Origin of the sequence: Pseudomonas sp. KCJK9111, from assembly GCF_046231935.1 — a bacterium.
Lineage (GTDB): Bacteria > Pseudomonadota > Gammaproteobacteria > Pseudomonadales > Pseudomonadaceae > Aquipseudomonas > Aquipseudomonas parafulva_B.
This window is the reverse complement of record NZ_JBJJMO010000001.1, coordinates 103,507-122,790: the sequence shown is the minus strand read 5'-3', so window position 1 is coordinate 122,790 and position 19,284 is coordinate 103,507. Positions and strand designations below refer to the sequence as shown.

Annotated in this window: 20 protein-coding genes and 1 tRNA gene; 7 read left to right on the top strand and 14 right to left on the bottom strand. The window is 61.9% G+C overall.

Going from position 1 to position 19,284, the window contains the following annotated elements; genetic code table 11:
• Positions 1-63: 63 nt before the first annotated feature.
• Genes ACK59L_RS00680 through ACK59L_RS00665 form a run of 4 tightly spaced genes read right to left on the bottom strand, consistent with a single transcriptional unit; the run spans position 64 to position 3,753 of the window.
• Positions 64-462, bottom strand: coding sequence for a PPC domain-containing DNA-binding protein (locus ACK59L_RS00680; RefSeq protein ID WP_409271219.1), 399 nt, complete (start codon positions 460-462; stop codon positions 64-66).
• Positions 459-1,010 (bottom strand): hypothetical protein, encoded by a 552-nt coding sequence (locus ACK59L_RS00675; protein ID WP_409271217.1) that lies wholly within the window; start codon positions 1,008-1,010, stop codon positions 459-461. The genes ACK59L_RS00680 and ACK59L_RS00675 overlap by 4 nt, the downstream gene beginning before the upstream one ends.
• Positions 1,007-2,587, bottom strand: a complete 1,581-nt coding sequence (locus tag ACK59L_RS00670; RefSeq protein ID WP_409271215.1) for an acyl-CoA synthetase — start codon at positions 2,585-2,587, stop codon at positions 1,007-1,009. Before ACK59L_RS00670 ends, ACK59L_RS00675 begins: the two co-directional genes overlap by 4 nt.
• Positions 2,584-3,753 (bottom strand): acetyl-CoA acetyltransferase, encoded by a 1,170-nt coding sequence (locus ACK59L_RS00665; RefSeq protein WP_409271213.1) that lies wholly within the window; start codon positions 3,751-3,753, stop codon positions 2,584-2,586. Before ACK59L_RS00665 ends, ACK59L_RS00670 begins: the two co-directional genes overlap by 4 nt.
• A gap of 388 nt (positions 3,754-4,141) precedes the next feature.
• On the opposite strand from ACK59L_RS00665, the gene ACK59L_RS00660 reads away from it, so the two are divergent.
• From ACK59L_RS00660 to ACK59L_RS00650, 3 genes are read left to right on the top strand one after another with little or no spacing between them, the layout of a single operon-like run.
• The gene (locus ACK59L_RS00660; protein ID WP_409271211.1) at positions 4,142-5,173 is read left to right on the top strand and encodes a TRAP transporter substrate-binding protein; all 1,032 of its coding nucleotides are present in this window, start codon (positions 4,142-4,144) and stop codon (positions 5,171-5,173) included.
• Positions 5,173-7,053: a TRAP transporter large permease subunit gene (locus ACK59L_RS00655; protein ID WP_058603453.1), complete on the top strand. Its 1,881-nt coding sequence runs from the start codon at positions 5,173-5,175 to the stop codon at positions 7,051-7,053. Before ACK59L_RS00660 ends, ACK59L_RS00655 begins: the two co-directional genes overlap by 1 nt.
• A 12-nt stretch (positions 7,054-7,065) precedes the next feature.
• Positions 7,066-7,857 (top strand): SDR family NAD(P)-dependent oxidoreductase, encoded by a 792-nt coding sequence (locus ACK59L_RS00650; RefSeq protein WP_409271209.1) that lies wholly within the window; start codon positions 7,066-7,068, stop codon positions 7,855-7,857.
• A 287-nt stretch (positions 7,858-8,144) separates the two neighbouring features.
• On the opposite strand, the gene ACK59L_RS00645 is transcribed toward ACK59L_RS00650, so the two are convergent.
• Positions 8,145-8,969: an RHS repeat-associated core domain-containing protein gene (locus tag ACK59L_RS00645; protein ID WP_409271207.1), complete on the bottom strand. Its 825-nt coding sequence runs from the start codon at positions 8,967-8,969 to the stop codon at positions 8,145-8,147.
• A gap of 212 nt (positions 8,970-9,181) precedes the next feature.
• Complete coding sequence (locus ACK59L_RS00640) at positions 9,182-10,105, bottom strand: LysR family transcriptional regulator (RefSeq protein ID WP_409271205.1); 924 nt, start codon at positions 10,103-10,105, stop codon at positions 9,182-9,184.
• Positions 10,106-10,263: 158 nt separating this feature from the next.
• Between ACK59L_RS00640 and ACK59L_RS00635 the strand changes: the two genes are divergently transcribed.
• Positions 10,264-11,295: a sigma-54-dependent Fis family transcriptional regulator gene (locus ACK59L_RS00635; protein ID WP_409271203.1), complete on the top strand. Its 1,032-nt coding sequence runs from the start codon at positions 10,264-10,266 to the stop codon at positions 11,293-11,295.
• A gap of 87 nt (positions 11,296-11,382) precedes the next feature.
• Complete coding sequence (locus ACK59L_RS00630; RefSeq protein ID WP_409271201.1) at positions 11,383-12,165, top strand: SDR family NAD(P)-dependent oxidoreductase; 783 nt, start codon at positions 11,383-11,385, stop codon at positions 12,163-12,165.
• Between the two features lie 27 nt (positions 12,166-12,192).
• On the opposite strand, the gene ACK59L_RS00625 is transcribed toward ACK59L_RS00630, so the two are convergent.
• From ACK59L_RS00625 to ACK59L_RS00590, 8 genes are all read right to left on the bottom strand, one after another.
• Positions 12,193-13,155, bottom strand: coding sequence for a glutathione S-transferase family protein (locus tag ACK59L_RS00625; protein ID WP_409271199.1), 963 nt, complete (start codon positions 13,153-13,155; stop codon positions 12,193-12,195).
• 93 nt (positions 13,156-13,248) lie between these two features.
• Entirely contained in the window at positions 13,249-14,250 is a 1,002-nt protein-coding gene (locus ACK59L_RS00620) for a glycosyl transferase family protein (RefSeq protein WP_409271197.1), read from the bottom strand.
• Positions 14,247-14,582 (bottom strand): TusE/DsrC/DsvC family sulfur relay protein, encoded by a 336-nt coding sequence (locus tag ACK59L_RS00615; protein ID WP_409271195.1) that lies wholly within the window; start codon positions 14,580-14,582, stop codon positions 14,247-14,249. The genes ACK59L_RS00620 and ACK59L_RS00615 overlap by 4 nt, the downstream gene beginning before the upstream one ends.
• The gene (tusB, locus tag ACK59L_RS00610; protein ID WP_409271193.1) at positions 14,579-14,875 is read right to left on the bottom strand and encodes a sulfurtransferase complex subunit TusB; all 297 of its coding nucleotides are present in this window, start codon (positions 14,873-14,875) and stop codon (positions 14,579-14,581) included. The genes ACK59L_RS00615 and tusB overlap by 4 nt, the downstream gene beginning before the upstream one ends.
• Complete coding sequence (tusC, locus tag ACK59L_RS00605) at positions 14,875-15,234, bottom strand: sulfurtransferase complex subunit TusC (RefSeq protein ID WP_409271191.1); 360 nt, start codon at positions 15,232-15,234, stop codon at positions 14,875-14,877. The genes tusB and tusC overlap by 1 nt, the downstream gene beginning before the upstream one ends.
• On the bottom strand, positions 15,235-15,627 hold the full coding sequence (tusD, locus tag ACK59L_RS00600; protein ID WP_058637907.1) for a sulfurtransferase complex subunit TusD: 393 nt from the start codon (positions 15,625-15,627) through the stop codon (positions 15,235-15,237).
• Between the two features lie 68 nt (positions 15,628-15,695).
• The gene (locus tag ACK59L_RS00595) at positions 15,696-17,075 is read right to left on the bottom strand and encodes a nucleobase:cation symporter-2 family protein (protein ID WP_058603443.1); all 1,380 of its coding nucleotides are present in this window, start codon (positions 17,073-17,075) and stop codon (positions 15,696-15,698) included.
• A 227-nt stretch (positions 17,076-17,302) separates the two neighbouring features.
• Positions 17,303-17,974: a Bax inhibitor-1/YccA family protein gene (locus ACK59L_RS00590; protein WP_023534840.1), complete on the bottom strand. Its 672-nt coding sequence runs from the start codon at positions 17,972-17,974 to the stop codon at positions 17,303-17,305.
• Between the two features lie 133 nt (positions 17,975-18,107).
• Between ACK59L_RS00590 and ACK59L_RS00585 the strand changes: the two genes are divergently transcribed.
• Both ACK59L_RS00585 and ACK59L_RS00580 read left to right on the top strand, forming a co-directional pair.
• Positions 18,108-18,195 (top strand) — tRNA-Ser (locus ACK59L_RS00585).
• A gap of 161 nt (positions 18,196-18,356) precedes the next feature.
• Positions 18,357-19,265, top strand: coding sequence for a LysR substrate-binding domain-containing protein (locus tag ACK59L_RS00580; RefSeq protein WP_409271188.1), 909 nt, complete (start codon positions 18,357-18,359; stop codon positions 19,263-19,265).
• Positions 19,266-19,284: the final 19 nt, after the last annotated feature.

Below are 19,284 nucleotides of genomic sequence, written 5' to 3'. Positions count from 1 at the left end.
TTTTCTTCCTGAGGGTGATGGGCGCCCAGAGAGCGGGCGCAAAGGGTGCTGCAGTGTGGGCAGTCAGTCCGGCAGCCACTCCTGCAGGGTGAGCTCCACGGTAATGAAGGACAGGTTCCGACCCCGTTGCAGGCAGCCGGCGAAGAGCTTGCCGTCGGCGTCGGCGAGCACTGCCTGAAGGTGGCTTCGGCCGGCAATGACCTCACCGCTCAGGCTGAGGATCTCGATACCGGGCCCGGGTACATGAATGGCTTGATGGCCGTGCTCGCCGTGGTAGCGCAGTTCGCCGTCGATCAGGCTGCCCAGCCCGCCACGGATCACGGCGCAGGCGATGCCGTGGCTGGCGCAGAGGGCTTCGGCGCTGTCGATCACATCCTCGTTGGGCTTTAGGCGGGCGACTACCAGCCGCCCGAGACGGCCTTGCTGGACCTGCGTGGTAGTAGAGGGCAGGGCAGGTGTCATGAGGCCTCCTTGAGCACAGGGTGTAGCAGGTTGAATTGGGTCTCGGTGTCAGGCTGTACCTGGTAGGCGACATGCTCGAACAGGCATAGCCGCAGTACCAGGGGTTCGCTCCCGACCACGACTCGCTGCAATACCAGGTGCCCGCCGTGCTGTTGCCCAAGGCTGTCGAGCATGCCGGCATGGCAATGCAGCAGCGGGGCGCCGCTGGCATCCCTGCCGACAGTCAATGCACCACTGATGAAGGTGACAGGGCCTGTAAGCACCACGGGCTTGCCGTAGTCGTAAGGGCGTTGGCTGTCGCTTGTGGTCACCATGCGGTGGTAGGTCAAGGCGCACGCGCTACCCCACAACACGCGGCCGACTGCACTCTGGTAGCGACAGCGCTCGAGCACTGACAGCAGGCTTTCGCCCACCTGGCTGCCGGGGGCAAGCTCGACGCGCAACTCCTGGCTGCACGCGACTTCACAGTCGAGCAGCCTGGGTAGGCGGGCCGGGCCTGCATGGTTGAAGTGACGCACCCCGCCGCGCAGTTCGAAATGGGGCGTCATGCCGGTTGCTCCGTGCCGGTCTCGAGCAACGTGCGGATGTGTTTCTTGACGATCTTGCCGTAGCCGGACTTTGGCATCTCATGCCAGCGTACAAACTGCTTGGGCCATTTGTAGCGCGCCAGGCGGGGCTCCAGGTGCGCGAGCAGTTGGTCATCGCTGACCTGGGCAGTGGTGACGATCACCGCGCAACCACATTCGCCCCATTTATCGTCCGGCATGCCGAGCACGGCCACTTCGGTGACGGCAGGGTGGGTCAGCAACGCTTCCTCCACTTCGCGCGGGTACACGTTCGAGCCGCCGGAGATGTACATGTCCGAGGCGCGCCCGGTGATGAACAGGTAACCGTGCTCGTCCACATGCCCCAGATCGCCGGTATGGAACCAGCCATGGCGGAAGCATTCGGCATTGGCCTGGGGGTTGTCGTAGTAGCCGGCGAACACGGCCGGGCCGCGCACGCAGATTTCGCCGTCCGTACCCGTGGGCAGCTCGCGGCCTTGTTCATCGAGTATGGCCACCTGCATGCCGGTGCGTGGGTAGCCGCAGGAACCGACCTTGGCCTGAGGGCCATCGTCGGCATCATGGCAGTCGGCGGGCAGCACCGTGATGTTGCCGGTGACTTCGCCAAGGCCGTAATACTGCACCAGCACCTTGCCCAATGTGCGTAGCGCATGGCACTGGTCGGCGCGGTACATGGGGGCACCTGCGTAGATCACGTAGCGCAGGCTGCTGTGATCGTAACGGCTGACGGCCGGGTCTTCGGTAAGCATCTTGACGATGGTCGGCACCGTGAACAAGTTGTCGATACGGTGCTGCTGCACCAGGCGCCAGGCCTCGTCACAGTCCAGTCGGTCCCCGACAGGGAGTACGCAGGCAGCACCCCGGGCTACGTTGACCAGTGCATGGATACCGGCCCCGTGGGACAAGGGGGCCAGCACCAGCGAGCGTGACTGCTGGCTCAGGCAGGGCATCAGGTCGGCCAGGTGGTTGTTGACCACGAACGCCATTTGCCCGTGGGTCAGTACCCCTGCCTTGGGGTGCCCGGTGGTGCCGGAGGTGTAGAAGAACCACAGCGGATCGTTGTAGTTCACCTCGGCCGGGCGAAAACCAGGCTGAAGCGGGGCGCCTTCATCGAGCAGGGCATCGTAGGCCACTTCACCCGCGCGGGGCGCAGCCATGGCAATCACGGTCCGCAGTGCCGGTGATGCCTGGCGCACAGCGTCCACGTAATGGCCAAAGCCCTCGTCGTAGAGCATCGCCACTGCGCCGCTGGAGCTGCCCAGGTAGGCAGCTTCAGGGGGGGTGATGCGCACATTGGTGGGCACCCAGACCATCCCCAGGCGAAAGGCCACCCAGGCACTTTCGAACAGCGGCAGGTTATTGCGCGAGTGCACCAGCAAGCGGTCGCCCTTGCCCAGGCCGCGTGCACGCAGCGCGGCGGCGACGCTGTCTACACGGTGCAGCAGTTGACGCCAGGACACCTGTTGCTCGCCGCGAATGAAGCCTGGCAGATCGGGCAAACGCCGAGCCACCTGGGCCAGTAGCTCCCCCAGGTTCATGACATTGTCGATTCCGTTCATCGCACGCTCTCCAGAATGCTCACGTAGTTGGTCACGGCCGCCCCGCCCATGTTGAACACGCCAGCCCGGTCTGCGCGCGGCAGTTGCATGTCGCCGGCCTGGCCGGTGACCTGCATGGCCGCCATCACGTGCATCGAAACGCCGGTCGCACCAATGGGGTGGCCCTTGGACTTGAGGCCACCGGAGGGGTTTATCGGGAGCCTGCCGTCCTTGCGGCTCACGCCCTCGGCGATCACCCGTGCGCCTTGACCGCGCTCGGCCAGGCCCATGGCCTCGTATTCGAGCAGCTCGGCAATGGTGAAGCAGTCATGGGTCTCCACCAGGGACAGGTCGTCCAGTGTGAGGCGCGCCTGGCTCAGCGCCTGCTGCCAGGCCCGTGCAGCGCCTTCGAAGACCGTGGGGTCGCGCCGTGACAATGGCAGGTAGTCGTTGACCTGGACGGCCGCGCGAAAACGAACGGCTTGACCGCCCCCGGTCGGTTGATCGCCCCGGCTGATCACCAGGGCGGCCGCGCCGTCGCTGATCAGCGAGCAGTCACTGCGCTTGAGGGGGCCCGCCACGAAGGGGTTCTTGTCCGAAGGTGTGCGGCAGAAGTCGTAGCCCACGTCGCGGCGCATGTGCGCATACGGATTGAGTGCGCCGTTGGCGTGGTTCTTGGCGGCGATCATGGCCAGTGCATCGGACTGATCACCGTAGCGTTCGAAGTAGGCGCTGGCGATGTTGCCGAACACCCCGGCAAAGCCGTTCTCGATGTTGGCTTCTTCAGGGGTGTAGCAGCACTTGAGCAGGATCTTGCCGACCTCGGCGGTGGGCAGGCTGTTCATTTTCTCAAAGCCCACCACCAGAGCATGGCGCGATTGTCCGCTCAGTACGGCGTGCAAGGCCGAGTGAATGGCTGCCGAACCGGTGGAACAGGCGTTCTCCACGCGCACGGCCGGGGTGAAACGCAGTGCTGGCAAGTGATTGGCGAGCAGCGCGGATGGAAAGTCCTGGTAGAGAAACCCTGCATTGAAGTGGCCGACGTGTACCGAATCGATCTGCTGCGCCTCAAGCCCTGCGTGGTTGAGGGCGCCCAGAGCCGCGTCAGCCATCATGCGCTCGGGGTCGATGTCGGGAAACTTGCCGAAGGGGGCGTGGTACCAGCCGTTGATGAGGGGTGAATGCATGAGAGTAATCCTCGCTCGGGGTTGGCGAGGTCGATGGCAAGAACGGTGCCAGGCCTGCGGCAAGCGCTCTGCCATGGGCATTCGTGGCACGTTCGACGGTGGCTGCGGGTAGCGAACACGTGCTACAGGTGTCGCAGTGACGTGGCAGGCGACACTCAAGGGAGACACCTGTTACACCCTCAAGCAGGTCCGAGATGCCCATTGGCGCAGCACCACGCCCCGGGAGATTTTATTTAGCACTTCAAAATCAGTCAGTTAAGCGCGCTTTGTGGATGGCCACTACGCTATCCCGTGCACCCGCTTGAGTGTGGCACCTCAATTGCAATGTCATCTGCACCATCGCCGTATCCCACTCGATCAATAAGAACAAATAGGTCAGGAGAGCTTCATGAGCGATTTCACCCGCCGTTCCTTCATCAAGACGGCCTCCCTGGCATCGGCCGCAGTCGCCGCTGCCGGCTTGGGCCTGTACAGCACTGGCGCCCGGGCTGCCGACTTCAAACTCAAGTTTGCCAACAACCTGCCCATCAGCCACCCCATGAACGTGCGTGCTCGGGCCATGGCCAAGGCCATCCAGGAGGAGACCAACGGCGCGTTGGTGGTGCAGGTGTTTCCAAGCAGCCAGCTGGGCAGCGACACCGATACCCTTGCCCAGGTGCGCTCCGGTGCGGTCGATCTGTTTTCCCTCTCGCCCGTGATCCTGGGCACCATGGTTCCATCGGTGCAGATCAGCGCCGTGGGCTTTGCGTTCAAGGACTACCAGCAAGTGTGGAGCGCCATGGACGGTGCCTTGGGCGAGCATGTGCGTGCGGAGATCGCCAAGACCGGCACCCTGTTCGCATTCGACCACATGTGGGACAACGGCTTTCGCGTCACCACCACCAGCACCCGGCCGGTCGCAAACCCGGACGACCTGCGCGGCATGAAGCTGCGTGTTCCGCCTAGCCCGATCATCATGTCGATCTTCCGCGCCCTGGATGCTGCGCCCACCAGCATCAACTTCGCCGAGGTGTATTCGGCCTTGCAGACCCGCATCGTCGAAGGGCAGGAGAACCCCATGACCCTGGTATCGACGGCCAAGCTGTATGAAGTGCAGAAGTACTGCTCGCTGACCAATCACGTGTGGGATGGCTTCTGGATGCTCGGCAACACTGCCTCGATCGGGCGCCTGCCGGCGGATATGCAGGCGATCCTGCGCAAGCACATCGACGCGGCGGTGATGGGTCAACGCCAGGACCTGGCCAAGCTCGAAGGCAGTACCCGCGATACCTTGAAAGGGCAAGGCCTGGAACTGGTCGAGGCGCCTGCCGATCCGTTTCGCGACAAGCTGCGCAGTGCCAATTACTACGCCCAGTGGCACGACAAGTTTGGCGACCAGGCCTGGGGCATCCTTGAGCAATACGCCGGGAAGCTGGCGTGATGCGCGCGCCAGCGCTACCGGCCTCCACCGTTTCGCAGCGCCTGCCGGCCCGGGTGCTCATCTGCCTCAACCAGTGGGCCATGCGCCTGGTGGGCGTGATCGCGGTTGCCCTGATGGTGATCGAGACCTTCGTGCTGCTGGCCGGCGTGATTGCCCGCTACGTGCTGCATAGCCCGTTGGTCTGGTCCGACGAACTGGCCTCGTCACTGTTCATCTGGCTGGCCATGTTCGGCGCGGTGCTGGCGTTGGACCGTGGCGAGCACATGCGCATGTCGGCGCTGGTCAACAAGCTGCCGCAGGCTTGGCGCGGATTCAGCGAAACTTTGTCGGCGCTGATCGTCTGCCTGTTCGTGGCGATGATCATCTCGCCGGCCATGCAGCATTCCCATGAACAGATGTGGATCACCACACCGGCGCTGGGGATTCCCGACGGCGTGCGTGCTGCAGCGCTGCCGGTAGGGGCTGTGCTGATGCTGCTGGCGGCGGTTGCGCGTATGGCCCGTTATTCGACCGTGCGCCAGTTCATGGCCGGGCTGGCGGTGGTGGCCACGGTGGCCGCGGCCTTGTGGCTGGCGCAGCCCATACTGGCAGCGATGGGCAATTACAACCTGGTGGTGTTCTTCCTGGTGCTGCTGGGCGCCTGCGTGTTTGGCGGCATCCCTATCGCCTTTGCGTTCGGCACGGCGACCATGGCCTACCTGGCCCTGGCGACCCACGCGCCCCTCTCGATCGTGGTCGGCCGCATGGACGAGGGCATGTCCCACATGGTCCTGCTGGCCGTGCCGCTGTTCGTGTTGCTGGGTGTGGTGCTGCAATTGTCGGGCATGGCCCGCACGCTGATCGATTTCATGGCTTCGCTGCTGGGGCACGTGCGTGGCGGTCTGCAGTACGTGCTGTTGGGGGCGATGTTCCTGGTGTCGGGTATTTCAGGATCGAAGGTTGCCGACATGGCCGCAGTGGCCCCGGCGTTGTTTCCTGAAATGAAGCGGCGCGGCTCAAAGCCTGAAGAGCTGGCAGCGCTGTTGTCGGCCACGGGGGCGATGACCGAGACGATACCGCCGAGCCTGGTGCTGATCACCATCGGTGCGGTGTGCAGCGTGTCGATCACGGCGCTGTTCATCGGCGGGTTGATGCCTGCGGTGGTGGCCACCCTGGCCATTGCGGTGGTGTGCTGGTGGCGCTCGCGCAAGGATGAGGCGCCGGCGATTGCGCGGGCACCTTTGTCCCGCGTGGCCAAGACGTTCCTGATTGCCCTGCCGGCCCTGGCGCTGCCGTTGCTGATCCGGGTGGCGGTGCTGGAAGGGGCGGCCACCGCTACCGAGGTCTCGACCATTGGTGTGGCCTACGTGGTGCTGGTGGGGCTGGTGATGCACCTGTTCATGCGCCATATCGAATGGCGCCGGCTGTACCCGATGTTGCTGGAAGCGGCGGCCTTGTCCGGGGCGATCCTGCTGATCATCGGCATGGCCTCGGCGATGGCCTGGGCGCTGACGCAGTCGGGCTTCTCGCAGTCGCTGGTGGAACTGATCGAGGAGATACCAGGCGGGGTGATGGGCTTCATGGTGGTCACCATCCTCACCTTCCTGATTCTGGGCAGTGTGTTGGAGGGTATCCCGGCCATCGTGCTGTTCGGCCCGCTGATGTTCCCCCTGGCCGAAATGCTCGGCATTCACCCGGTGCACTATGCCATGGTCGTGATCCTGGCCATGGGCATCGGGTTGTTCGCACCGCCCTTGGGTGTGGGTTTCTACGCGGCCTGCGCCATCAGCAAGACGTCGTCCGATCATGTCATTCGCCGCGTCTGGGGGTACCTCGGGGCGTTGCTGGTGGCGTTGGTGATCGTTGCCTGTTTCCCATGGATTTCCATCGGTTTCCTTTAAGAGAGCGCTGACATGAGCCAACTTGCGAAAAAGACTTTGCCTGCAACTGCCGTGGGCCGCGTGGCGCTGGTCACCGGTGCGGCCATGGGGATCGGCGCGGCCATCGCCGAACGCCTGGGGCATGATGGCCACACGGTAGTGGTGGCCGACATCAACCTGCAGGCTGCCGAACTCAGGGTGGAGGGGTTGCGCGAGCAGGGCATCGATGCCTTGGCACTGGCAATCGACATTGGTGACGCAGCGTCGATCACGGCGTTGTTCGATGAGCTGCGTGCACGCTGTGGACGCTGTGATGTACTGGTCAACAATGCCGGTATCGCCCGCACCCAGTCGTTTCTGGACACCGATCTGGAAGGCTGGCAGCGGCTGATGAACGTCAACCTGACCGGCACACTGCTGTGCAGCCAGCAGGCTGCTCACGTGATGCGCGAGCACGGGTGGGGGCGCATCATCAACGTTGCCTCCATCAGCGGCATGCGGGCGAGCATGGGGCGCACTGCGTATGGCACGTCGAAGGCAGCGGTGATCGGCCTGACTCGGCAGATGGCGATCGAGCTGGCCGAACATGGCATCACGGTCAACGGCATTGCCCCGGGCCCGGTGGACACGCCTTTGACACAGGCACTGCATTCTGCGGCGACACGCGAATCCTATGCCCGTGCGGTGCCTTTGCGCCGTTACGGCACACCGGCGGAGATGGCGGGGGCGGTGGCGTTTCTTGCGTCCGATGATGCGTCTTACATCAGTGGGCATGTGATCCCGGTGGATGGGGGGTTCATGGCGTCCGGGATTCTGGAGATTTGAGCGGGGGCTGCGTGGGGGAGGGTACCGGTCACGGGCTGTCCGGCGCAGCCTTGAGTGCTCACCATTATCGTGAGTTCATGCCGCCGGGTCGGAGCGGTAGACGGGTTTCAGCAGGCTTGAATGCTGAAGTACTGGGACCGCTGCGCGACTCCTAGTGGTATAAGGCCGCTATACATGGGCGCGCTGGTCATCAGTTTTGATGAGCGTTGAATCTGACCTTCTTACTTCATTAATACGCCACCCATGTTCGCCAACAAAAATATTCAGGCAGTTGCTTCATGCTAGCCTTACGGCTGATTGTTTCGTCGAATTCCAGAACTGACCCCTATGACAGTAGTTCTCCGAATTGATGTGGCTAGAGGTTGTATTGTAGTCACCTGGTCCGTCTGTACTGATAATGCTGGGGAGTGTACCCGGGGCGGAGGGAAATTTTCGGATTCGAACCGACGTAGGAGGAAGCTGTCTTCAGCCAGCGCGTCAGCTTGCTGGGAAAATTCCGAGCTTTGTGAACTGCTTGTCAGGCTCTGTTCGTGCTGCCGCAATGCCTCACGCTGATCCAACTCGGCAGCGATACTAAAAACTTGTCGCTGAATCGGATCGTTTGCGGTGCTCGCCTCGGCTCTATTCATCTGTGCGGACTGAAATAAATCATGGGCAAACTGAGTAGTTCGCCTGGCGGTCACGCGGGCAACCCTGGCTTCAGCTCTAGCCGACATTTCACGTTGTACAAGGACACTGGCACGGTAAAGTGTGGAGTTAAATCCACGGCGGCGTATAGAGGTATTAACGGGTTTGAGTGGGGTCCGTGTTTTTCCGGTTGGGTCCGAAAAGTTGACGGGGTCGTCTTTGCAGTAGCAATAGATATTGATCCCCCCTTGCAAAAAAGGACTGTGTGCGTCTGGCGTGTGGAATCTCATCAACCGACTATTGTAAACGCGATGACCATTCCCAAGGAAATAAAGTTGAGACTGCGTATCGTAACGCTCACCACAGTAGGCAACGGTTGGTGTAAATGATTCAAAGCAAATGGGCGTGCCATAGACGGTATAACTCAGGTCTGTCCTCAGTTTTATTTTTGAATGGCCGATCTGGTCGCCGAATTGGAGCGTCATGATCAATTAGTCTGCCTTGAGATAATTGAGCATGGTACTGCCTCATGTCCGGCAGTCGCACCTGACACTTTTGCCAGGCACCGGTGATTGGGTGGTGTCGCTGGAAGCGATATCAGTCCAAACTGACCTGCCACAAGTCGTGTTGATCCACCTGAAAGCGCAACAAGCCGAGCTAAAATGGCGACGCGATAGTCGGCATCTCGATCAAGTGCTCACTGCTCCGAACCGCGTTGCGTCTGATCCTCTCGGGTCGCCTGTTCCCCGGCTTGCAAGGCCGTTTCGACGAAGGTGGCGATGCAGGGGTTGTGATTGTCGGCCTTCCATACGGCCACCACTTCGATCACCGGTGCTTCGCGCAGGGGCCTGAAGCTGGTACTGGCCAGGCGCATGTTGCGCATCGACCGGGGGACCATCGCCACCCCCAGGCCTTCGCCCACCAGGTTGACGATGGTCTGCTGCATGTTGATCTCAAGGCCGATGTTGGGGGTGACCCCATGCTGCAGGCAGTAGTTGCAGATCATGTCATGCAGGGCAGGGGCAATACGCCGTGGCACGATGATGAAGGTTTCACCGGCAAGCTCACGTGGCTCCACGACGGTTTGCTCGGCCAGGCGGTGGCCGGGCGGCAGTACCAGGGTCATTTCCTCGCGGTACAGCGTGACGGTTTCCAGGCCTGTGCAGTCCTGAGGCCGGTACATGATCGCTACATCCTTGTTGCCACTGGTAATGTCCTGGGCCAGGTCCAATGGCAGCGTCTCGGTCAACTTCAAGTTCACCTGGGGGAACAGCGCGGCATAACGGCGGGTGATCGCCGGTGTGATGCTGTAAGCGGTGGACATCATGAACCCCACGGAAAGTGCCCCCGCCGCACCGCGCGCGGCGGCCAGTGCATTGCGCTTGGCTTGCTCGAAGGCTGCGAACACCGTGCCGGTATCGAGGTAGAAGCGCTGGCCGGCCTCCGTCAGCTCGACCCTGCGCCGGGAGCGGTCGAACAGCTTGACCCCAAGCTCTTCCTCCAGAAGCGCAATTTGCCGCGACAGCGGTGGCTGTGAAATATGCAGGCGCTCGGCCGCTCGGCCGAAGTGAAGGGTTTCGGCCAGCGTGCGGAAGTACTGCAGATGCCTGAGCTCAATCATGATGCTCTCGAAGGTATCAGTCGATGCATGATTATGTATTGGAAAATATAACTGCGCCTCCCTAATGTGAACCGTGCAACGTCATTCGGCCGAGGCGGCGTCACAAGCCCGCCAGTCGACATAGTCAAAAGCTATAGAACAAGAAAAAGGTGACGCTAATGACCGCTTGTAACCCTGCCGTTCGTGCGCCCCAACCCGTCGTGGAGGCGTGCAACATCGCTCAAGACAGTGACCCTGTGGTGCGTCAGGCCTTTAACCGGGCCTTGCGGCTGATGGAGCGTGGCATTGCCGTACTGATCCGCGGGGAGACCGGTACCGGCAAGGAAATCCTCGCCCGCGCCCTGCACGCGCACAGTCAACGCCGCGGTGCACATCTGGTGGCGCTCAATTGCGCGTCCATTCCCGAAACCCTCATCGAAAGCGAGCTGTTCGGCTATAGCCGCGGGGCGTTTTCGGGTGCTTTACCGGGCGGCAAGAAAGGCAAGGTTCAGCAAGCCGATGGCGGCGTGCTGTTTCTCGATGAAATCGGCGACATGCCCCTGGAACAACAGACGCGCCTGCTACGGGTGATTGCCGAACGTGAGGTAACGCCCCTGGGTGCCGAGCGCAGCATCCCAGTCAACTTCGCGCTGGTCTGCGCGACGCACCAGGACCTCTCGGCACGGGTTGCCGAGGGCAGTTTCCGCGAGGACCTGTTCTATCGCATCGCCACGGGCGTGGTGCAGTTACCACCGCTGCGCGAGCGCCAGGACCGTGGCGAGCTGTTGTGCAACATGGTGGCCCATGAACTGCCAGGCTGTGATCCACGCCAGGTACTGGCGCCGGTGTGGAGCTTGCTGATGGCCCACGCCTGGCCGGGGAATCTGCGCCAGATGCGGGCGGTCGTGCGTTACGCCTGCGCCGTGATGGAAGGCCCGCGCATGCTGCGCAGCGATCTGCCGCTGGACTTCATCGAGCAGTGCCAGACCCCGGCTGCGTTGCCTGCCAACATCACGCCCATCCGCCGGGCGGCGCCTTCAGGCGATGAGCGCAGTGAGGTGTTACAGGCCTTGCAAAGCTGCCGCTGGAACATGTCGGCGGCGGCCCGCGTTCTGGGGATCTGCCGGCCCTCGTTGTACCGGGTGATGCGCCGGCTGGACATTCCCCCGCTCAAGGAGCAGTTGGCGCTCGGCGCCTGCGGCACCGCGTGATGCCCTGACCCTCCAGTACCTTTGACGACCGCCTGCTGCCCATGAGCAGGCGCGCCTGGCTGCGGCCATTTTCGATGGATGACGACCATGAGCACTCCCGTTGTGCATGCTGCACTCAATTTCACCCTGACCGGCCGCACGGCCCTGGTAACGGGCGCCGCCCGTGGCATTGGTCATGCGATCGCCACGGCACTGGGCCAGGCCGGTGCCCGAGTAGGGGTGTGCGATTTGGATGCCGAGGCAGCCGAGGCGGCTGCGGCTCGGTTGCGAGAAGCCGGGATCGAGGCGATTGGCGTGGGAGCGGATGTTGCCGATGAGGTTCAGGTCCAGGCCATGGTGAACCAGGTGGAAGCCTTGTTGGGAGGGGTCGACATCCTGGTCAACAACGCAGGCATCGTCTCGACTGGCCCTTTGCTGGAGGTCACCACCGCGGAATGGAACCGGGTGATGGCCATTGACCTGAACAGCGTGTTTTTCTGCGCCAAGGCCGTGCTGCCGGGCATGATGGCGCGCCAAAGCGGGCGCATCATCAATATCGCATCGGTGGCAGGTAAGCGTGGGGGTGGCTTGCTGGGTAATAGCTGCTACGCGGCGGCCAAGGGCGCGGTGATCGCCTTGACCAAAGGACTGGCGCGAGAAGCCGGCCCCTATGCCATCACCGTCAACGCGGTGTCGCCGGCACTGACCGACACCGAGATGACCAGCGCGCTGGCGCCTCAGGCCAGGGCCGAAGTGCTCGCACAGATGCCGCTTGGCCGCGCCGGCACGCCCCGCGACATCGCCGCCGCCGTATGCTTCCTGGCCTCGCGGGAGGCCGGGTTCGTGACCGGCGAGATCATGGACGTCGATGGCGGGTTTATGCGCGACTGATTCGGTCTGGGCAGGGCACAGGCTAGTTCAGCTCCCACCCCATATACCCTTGCCGGGCAAGCGAGCGCGATCATGGGGCAGCCTGAAGTCCAGCAGCGGCCCCTTGGGCACGATGCCGTTGGGGTTGATGGTGGTATGGCTGAGGTAGTAGTGGTTCTGGATGTGCTGCATGTTCACCGTGTCGGCTATCCCTGGCCATTGATACAACTCGCGCAGCCAGTGGGTCAGGTTGGGGTAGTCGCTCAGACGGCGCAGGTTGCACTTGAAATGGCCGTGGTAAACGGCATCGAAGCGTACCGCCGTAGTGAACAGGCGTACGTCGGCCTCGGTGAGGTACTCGCCTGCCAGGTAGCGGTGTCGGCTAAGCACATCTTCGAGGTGATCCCATTCGCTGAACACCTCGTCGAAGGCCGCTTCGTAGGCCTGCTGTGTCGTCGCAAAGCCTGCGCGGTAAACGCCGTTGTTGATCGCCGGGTAGATGCGTTCGTTCAAGGCGTCGATGTCCGCTCGCAGCGGTTGTGGGTAGAAGTCGAGCAGGTTGCCGGTCAGCGAATTGAAGTCATGGTTGAAGATCCGCACGATCTGCGCCGACTCGTTGTTAACGATGCGGTTCTCTTGTTTGTCCCACAGCACCGGTACGGTCACGCGCCCGGTGTAGTGAGGGTCGTCCTGGGTGTAGCGCTGGTGCAGGTACTGGAGCCCGTCGAGGTGATCGCCCGATGAGCCGTTCTGGCGGTCGAAGGTCCAGCCGTCAGCTTGCATCAGCCAGCTGACCACCGACACGTCGATCAGCGGCTCGAGGCCTTTGAGCGCGCGCATGATCAGAGTGCGATGAGCCCAGGGGCAGGCCAGCGAAACATACAGGTGGTAACGCCCCGGCTCAGCGGCAGGCAATGGGTTGCGCCGCTGTGAGTCCTCACGCTTGAACGCGCCGTCCTTGCCATTTTCGTACCACTGGTCATGCCAGCGACCGTCGACCAACAGGCCCATGATGAGCTCCTTAACAAAGCGATTTGTCGTTGGAGCCCAGTCTAGAGAAAGACGTTCGAAGCAATAGCGCAAAGAGTGGGGCGGTATGATCGGTTAAATCGATCGATTGCGATCAGCCCACCACGCTTGCGCACGGGCAAACGCCTGCTCGCGGTCTTGCCCCAACCCGCGAAGCGCCAGCGCCATGGTGGCCAGCACTGCTTTTTGCGCATAGCTGTCTTCAACCTCACCACGCCAGAAGGCCAGCATGTGCTCAGGCTCAAGCGCTGCCGGCTTGACGTGGCGCCGCTCGCTCAGGGCAGGCCATTCTTCGTCCCAGGCTTTGCCGTCAGTGGTGCCGTAGAGATGGCTGAGCACATCCGGGTTCACCTCGATTTCGCCACCATCACCCTTGATCACGATCGCATGATCGCCCAACAAGCGACTGGCCTCGCGGTGTACGGCCTGGTAACCCGGGTGGAAGATGCTTTGCAGGCCACAGCGTGCGCCGAGCGGGTTCAGCACCCGTGCGAGGGAGTGGATCGGCGAGCGCAGGCCCAGAATGTTCCGCAGGTCGATCATGCGCTGAAGTTCAGGCGCCCAGTCCTGCAGTGGGAAAAAGGCCAGGTGGTGCTGGTCCAGGGCCTCACTGACGGCCTGCCAACCGCGGCACAGAGGTATGTGCAGCAGCGCGAGCAGTTGCTCGCTGTACAGGCGGCCTGCGGTGTGCGCACCGCCACCGTGCATCAGGATACGCACCCCATTGCCGGCCAGGCACTTGGCGGCCAGCAGGTACCAGGGCAGATGGCGCTTCTTGCCGGCATAGCTCGGCCAGTCAATGTCCACGGCAATGGCAGGCCCTTGCAGGTGCGCGCGCAGCGCTTCGGTGAAGCCGGCGAGCTCTTCTGCGCTTTCTTCCTTGTGCCTTAGCAGCATGAGAAAGGCGCCCAGCTGCGCGTCTTCGACTTTACCCTCAAGCACCAAGGCCATGGCGGCGCGGGCTTCTTCGCGTGTCAGGCCGCGCGCGCCACGCTTGCCTTTGCCGAGGATGCGCACGTACTCGGCGAAGGGGTGTTCAGCGGGGGTTTCCAGGGTAAGCGGGCGTGGGCTGGTCATATGCAATTGGTCGGCTTGGGCAGGCCCGCCAGCTTGGCGGCAAGTTTGGCGGGAGTGCCATTGAACAGGCGATTGAGATGGGCGCTATTGCCCTTTTCCGGGCCCAGGTTGAGCGCTGCGTATTTGATCAGGGGGCGCGTGGCGGGCGAGAGCTGATACTCCTGGTAGAACGCGCGCAGCAATGACAGGATTTCCCAGTGGGCAGGCGTCAGGTCAATGCCTTCGCGGGTGGCCAAGCCTTGCGCGGTGGCCGGTGACCAATCCTCAAGGTTGACCAGAAAGCCGTCCTTGTCCAGGGCAATGGCCTTGCCTTCGATATCGAGCGTGTTCATAACCAGCTGTTGACCTTGTCATGGTGCAGGGACAGCGCGACGAAGCCTGGGTAGTCGACCGTAATTGCCAGCGAGGGCGCAATGGCCCTGGCCTGAATGTCTTCTTCCAGCGCATAAAGGCGACCGATTAACTGGGCCTGCTCCAGCAAACGCAACGGCTCGCTGCCTGGGAGCAGGGCGTAGACCGCATCGCCACACAGCAGCACGGCGTCTTCGCTGCCGAGCAAGCGCAGGCAGCTGTGAAGGCGTTCGTCACCAAACGGGGAGTGGGCTATTACATGCAAGGTTGTCATCAGAGCGTCACCACTTCGTCGAACTGTGCGATCAAAGCCGCAAGCTGCGCATCGTCAAGTACCTCTACCGGCAGGCCAAGGCTTGCGTGCGTCATGCCGCGCCGAGCCAGGCTATGGCCACAGACGTACAACGCGTCTACGCCGAACATGGGCAGTGCCTGCAGGTTGGCAGCCAGGTTTTTTTGCTCGAGGGCGGCAGGGTGCTGGTCGCAGGCCAGCTGGAACACGCCATCGTCCAGGAACAGCACGCCCAGCGGCAGATCGAAGGCGCCGCCGGCCAGGACGATATCCAGCGCTTCGCGGGCAGACAGCCCGCTCCAGGGCGCCTGGCGACTGATGATCAACATGGACCTGGCCATTCAGTCGCCTCCAAAGCAGATCAGCCGGTCGGCCGTTTGCGCCGCTTCATGCAACTGACCAAGCCCGGACAGTTCCCAGGGTTGCTGCAGATTCACGGCAGGCCGTTGATAGCGGCTGGCTTCGCGTTCGTCCAGTACGCCACGACGCAGGGCGGCGGCGATGCACACCACTGCATCGAGCTGATTGGCCTGAACGAACGTGCGCCATTGCTGCGCAATGTCCTGTTCGTCCTGGGGGGCTACCACGTTGGACGATGCACTGTGCACCCCGTCCTGGTAGAAGAACAAGCGGGTGATGCCGTGCCCGGCAGCCAGCGCTGCCTCGGCAAAGCGCAGCGCCCGGCGGGAAGCGGGTGCCTGTGCGGGGGAAAACACCGCGATAGCAAATTTCATGGCGAACTCGTGCTATGGAATCGCGCCATGATAAACAAAAAGGCCTGGCTGCTGCAGGCCTGTGGTAGTCAGGCCTTTTCCTTGCCCTCGGGCAGGAACCAGTTGAGTACCAAGGCACAGATGCCTCCGGTAGCAACTCCTGACTCCATCACGTTGCGAATCGCCGCTGGCATATGGGCAAGGAATTCGGGTACCTGCGCCACGCCCAGGCCCAAGGCCAGCGATACGGCGATGATCAACAAGGCGCGGCGATCGAGCCGGGTGCTGGCCAGGATATTGATACCCGAGGCTGCCACTGCGCCGAACATGACCATGGCCGCGCCGCCCAGCACAGGCTCTGGAACCGCCTGAATCACCCCGGCAACGCTTGGGAACAAGCCCAGCAGTATCAGCATTCCTGCAATCCATACGCCGATGTGACGGCTGGCGATACCGGTCAGCTGAATGACGCCGTTGTTCTGGGCGAAGATCGAGCTTGGGAACGTATTGAACACGCCAGCCAGCAGTGAGTTGGCGCCGTTGACCAGCACGCCACCCTTGATGCGCTGCATCCACACCGGGCCTTCCACGGGCTGGCGCGAGACCTTGCTGGTGGCGGTTACATCACCGATGGCCTCCAGAGAGGTCACCAGGTAGATCACCAGCATCGGGATGAACAGTGCCCAGGAAAAACCGAGGCCAAAGTGCAAGGGTGTCGGCACTTGGAACAGCGCGGCCTCGTGCATGCCGGTGAAGTCCAGGCGGCCCAGATAGCCGGCCAGGGCATAGCCCGCCGCCAGCGCGATGACGATGGCGCAACTGCGCAGCCAGACCACCGGTATGCGGTTGAGGATGACGATGATCGCCAGCACCACGCCTGACAGCAGCAGGTTTTCGCCGTTGGCAAAGGTCCCGTTGGCCATGGCGCCAAAACCACCGCCCATGCTGATCAGGCCCACCTTGATCAGGGTCAGGCCAATCATCAGCACCACGATGCCGGTCACCAGCGGGGTGATCAGTCGTTTGACGAAGGGCAGGATGCGAGACACGCCCATCTCGACGAAAGAGCCTGCGATGACCACGCCGAAAATGGCGGCCATGACGCCTTCCACAGGCGTGCCTTGCTTGACCATCAAGGCCCCGCCAGCAATCAGCGGGCCGACGAAGTTGAAGCTGGTGCCTTGCACGATCAGCAAGCCGGCACCGAAAGGGCCGAAGCGTTTGCACTGGATGAAGGTGGCGATGCCGGAGATGACCAAAGACATGGACACGATCAGGTTGGTATCCCGGGCAGAAACGCCCAGCGCCTGGCAGATCAGCAGGCCAGGGGTGACGATCGGCACAATGATCGCCAACAGGTGTTGCAGCGCTGCCAGCAAGCCGATGAGCAGCCGTGGCTTGTCTTCCAGACCCAGTACCAGTTCGTTGTCAGGCGCTGTTGCACCTGGGCTGTGTTCCTGTGAGCTCATTGCGCAGCGCTGCCCGTCTATAAAAAAGGAGCGCATTCTACGGGCAGAATAGGGAATGCGGTAGGGGAATACTGGTTAGCCGCCTGTTCGACGATCATCGCCTTTGTTACCTGACTTTTAGGTCAATAAGTATGGGCGCTGTACTGCTTTGAGACCGTGCATGTTCGGTAAAAACCATAGGCACAAAAAAGCCCGCGTAAGCGGGCTTCTTTGGACACAACGTTGGATCAGTCGTCACGACCCATGATGCCGAACAGCTGCAGCAGGCTGATGAACAGGTTGTAGATCGAAACGTACAAGCTGATGGTCGCCATGATGTAGTTGCGTTCACCACCGTGGATGATGGCGCTGGTCTGGAACAGGATGCATACCGACGAGAACAGCACGAAGCCGGCGCTGATGGCCAGTTGCAGGCCGCTGATCTGGAAGAAGAAGCTGGCCACGACCGCACCCAGCAGGACGAAGAAGCCTGCGGTGATGAAGCCGCTGAGGAAGCTCATGTCCTTGCGGGTGATCAGCACGTAGGCCGACAGGCCACCGAACACCAGCGCCGTCATGGCAAAGGCCGAACTGACCACTTCGGCGCCGCCGCTCATACCCAGGTAGCGATTGAGGATAGGGCCGAGAATGAAGCCCATGAAACCGGTGAGGGCGAAGGTGGAAACCAGGCCCCACACCGAGTCGCGCAGCTTGGCGGTGAGGAAGAACAAGCCATAGAAGCCGATCAGCACGACGAACACGTTCGGGTAGGCGAACCGCATCTGTTGTGAGATGAAGGCCATCAGGCCGCTGAATGCGAGGGTAAGTGCCAGCAGGCTGTACGTGTTGCGCAGGACCTTGCTGATCTCCTGCTGCTCGACCTGCTGGCCGTGATGTACGGCATAATCCTGTTCGCGCATGGCGACACTCCTTGGTGAACCTGTGATATGAAACGTCGAAGATGGTAGGAGTCTACCAGAGCTCCTGCAAGCCGCGACACAGAGAGTTTGACAGCGTGTTTCATTCCGGTATTATGGCGGCCGCAAAGCAGCTGGAAGCGTGGCCGAGTGGTTTAAGGCAACGGTCTTGAAAACCGTCGATGGGCAACTATCCTAGAGTTCGAATCTCTACGCTTCCGCCACTATTCTTCATCAAAGCCCTGATTTATCAGGGCTTTTTTGTGCCCGTCTATTTTGCATCCCCTTTCATCAGGTCGGCTTCGACGGATTTATCTCCGCTCGTAACTGGATGCGCTGAACGTCGGGCCTGATCTTGTCGCAGCCGATGAGCAGGGTGAACCTAATGCTTCACAAGCAACTGATCCGACGTTTGGACCTGATCACTCTGCAGCTCTTCGTCGCTGTTCATGAAGAAGGAACGCTGACGCGCGCAGCCGCAAGGGAGGCCATTGCGGTATCGGCCGCCAGCAAGCGCCTGATGGAGTTGGAGGAGGCGCTGGGTGTCCCGCTTTACTCCCGCACAGCCAAAGGCATGGATCTGACTGCCGCGGGTGAGACATTGTTGCACCACGCGCGACGCATCCTCACGGAAGTCGAGAAAGTCGGTATCGAGGTGGGTGAACACCTGCAGGGGCTCAGGGGCTATGTGCGGATGCTCGCGAACCTGTCTGCGATCATTCAGTTCCTGCCCGAAGATCTGCATGATTTTGTCCTGCGCCACTCGCAGGTAAAGGTGGATTTGGAGGAGCGCCCGAGCGATGGCGTTGTACAGGGGATCATCGACGGCGTCGCGGACCTGGGTATCTGTTCGATGGACAGCGACAGCCAGGGCCTGTACACGGTCCCCTATCGGCATGATCGACTGGTGGTGGTAACCCGCAGTGACCACCCGCTGGCAGAGCATGATCAGGTCGATTTCGTTGAAACGCTGATGTTTGACCACATAGGGCTGCATTCGGCCAGTTCCATCAATAATCGAATCCATGTGGCAGCAAAAGCTTTGGGGCAACCCCTTCGTCTACGCATTCATGTGCCTGGTTTTGACGCCATGTGCCGTATGGTGCAAGCCGACATGGGCATCGGCATCTTGCCACTGAAGGCCTTCGAGCTTTTTGGGCGAGGACTGGGCCTGACGGCTGTGCAACTGAGCGACGAGTGGGCCGACCGAACCTTGGTATTGCTGGTGCGTGAGCGAGAAGCCTTGTCACCCGTCAGCCAACTGCTGTTCGACCATCTGCAACAGCCACGCTAGGACCAGCCGTTCGCGAAAC

What these genes read in the sequence shown, in the direction of transcription:
- ACK59L_RS00650 (WP_409271209.1), top strand. Translation starts at nt 7,066, where the DNA reads ATGAGCCAACTTGCGAAAAAGACTTTGCCTGCAACTGCCGTGGGCCGC.
- ACK59L_RS00645 (WP_409271207.1), bottom strand. Translation starts at nt 8,969, where the DNA reads ATGACGCTCCAATTCGGCGACCAGATCGGCCATTCAAAAATAAAACTG.
- ACK59L_RS00680 (WP_409271219.1), bottom strand. Translation starts at nt 462, where the DNA reads ATGACACCTGCCCTGCCCTCTACTACCACGCAGGTCCAGCAAGGCCGT.
- ACK59L_RS00625 (WP_409271199.1), bottom strand. Translation starts at nt 13,155, where the DNA reads ATGGGCCTGTTGGTCGACGGTCGCTGGCATGACCAGTGGTACGAAAAT.
- ACK59L_RS00665 (WP_409271213.1), bottom strand. Translation starts at nt 3,753, where the DNA reads ATGCATTCACCCCTCATCAACGGCTGGTACCACGCCCCCTTCGGCAAG.
- ACK59L_RS00580 (WP_409271188.1), top strand. Translation starts at nt 18,357, where the DNA reads ATGCTTCACAAGCAACTGATCCGACGTTTGGACCTGATCACTCTGCAG.
- ACK59L_RS00595 (WP_058603443.1), bottom strand. Translation starts at nt 17,075, where the DNA reads ATGAGCTCACAGGAACACAGCCCAGGTGCAACAGCGCCTGACAACGAA.
- tusB (WP_409271193.1), bottom strand. Translation starts at nt 14,875, where the DNA reads ATGACAACCTTGCATGTAATAGCCCACTCCCCGTTTGGTGACGAACGC.
- tusD (WP_058637907.1), bottom strand. Translation starts at nt 15,627, where the DNA reads ATGAAATTTGCTATCGCGGTGTTTTCCCCCGCACAGGCACCCGCTTCC.
- ACK59L_RS00640 (WP_409271205.1), bottom strand. Translation starts at nt 10,105, where the DNA reads ATGATTGAGCTCAGGCATCTGCAGTACTTCCGCACGCTGGCCGAAACC.
- ACK59L_RS00620 (WP_409271197.1), bottom strand. Translation starts at nt 14,250, where the DNA reads ATGACCAGCCCACGCCCGCTTACCCTGGAAACCCCCGCTGAACACCCC.
- ACK59L_RS00630 (WP_409271201.1), top strand. Translation starts at nt 11,383, where the DNA reads ATGAGCACTCCCGTTGTGCATGCTGCACTCAATTTCACCCTGACCGGC.
- ACK59L_RS00670 (WP_409271215.1), bottom strand. Translation starts at nt 2,587, where the DNA reads ATGAACGGAATCGACAATGTCATGAACCTGGGGGAGCTACTGGCCCAG.
- tusC (WP_409271191.1), bottom strand. Translation starts at nt 15,234, where the DNA reads ATGGCCAGGTCCATGTTGATCATCAGTCGCCAGGCGCCCTGGAGCGGG.
- ACK59L_RS00675 (WP_409271217.1), bottom strand. Translation starts at nt 1,010, where the DNA reads ATGACGCCCCATTTCGAACTGCGCGGCGGGGTGCGTCACTTCAACCAT.
- ACK59L_RS00660 (WP_409271211.1), top strand. Translation starts at nt 4,142, where the DNA reads ATGAGCGATTTCACCCGCCGTTCCTTCATCAAGACGGCCTCCCTGGCA.
- ACK59L_RS00590 (WP_023534840.1), bottom strand. Translation starts at nt 17,974, where the DNA reads ATGCGCGAACAGGATTATGCCGTACATCACGGCCAGCAGGTCGAGCAG.
- ACK59L_RS00635 (WP_409271203.1), top strand. Translation starts at nt 10,264, where the DNA reads ATGACCGCTTGTAACCCTGCCGTTCGTGCGCCCCAACCCGTCGTGGAG.
- ACK59L_RS00615 (WP_409271195.1), bottom strand. Translation starts at nt 14,582, where the DNA reads ATGAACACGCTCGATATCGAAGGCAAGGCCATTGCCCTGGACAAGGAC.
- ACK59L_RS00655 (WP_058603453.1), top strand. Translation starts at nt 5,173, where the DNA reads ATGCGCGCGCCAGCGCTACCGGCCTCCACCGTTTCGCAGCGCCTGCCG.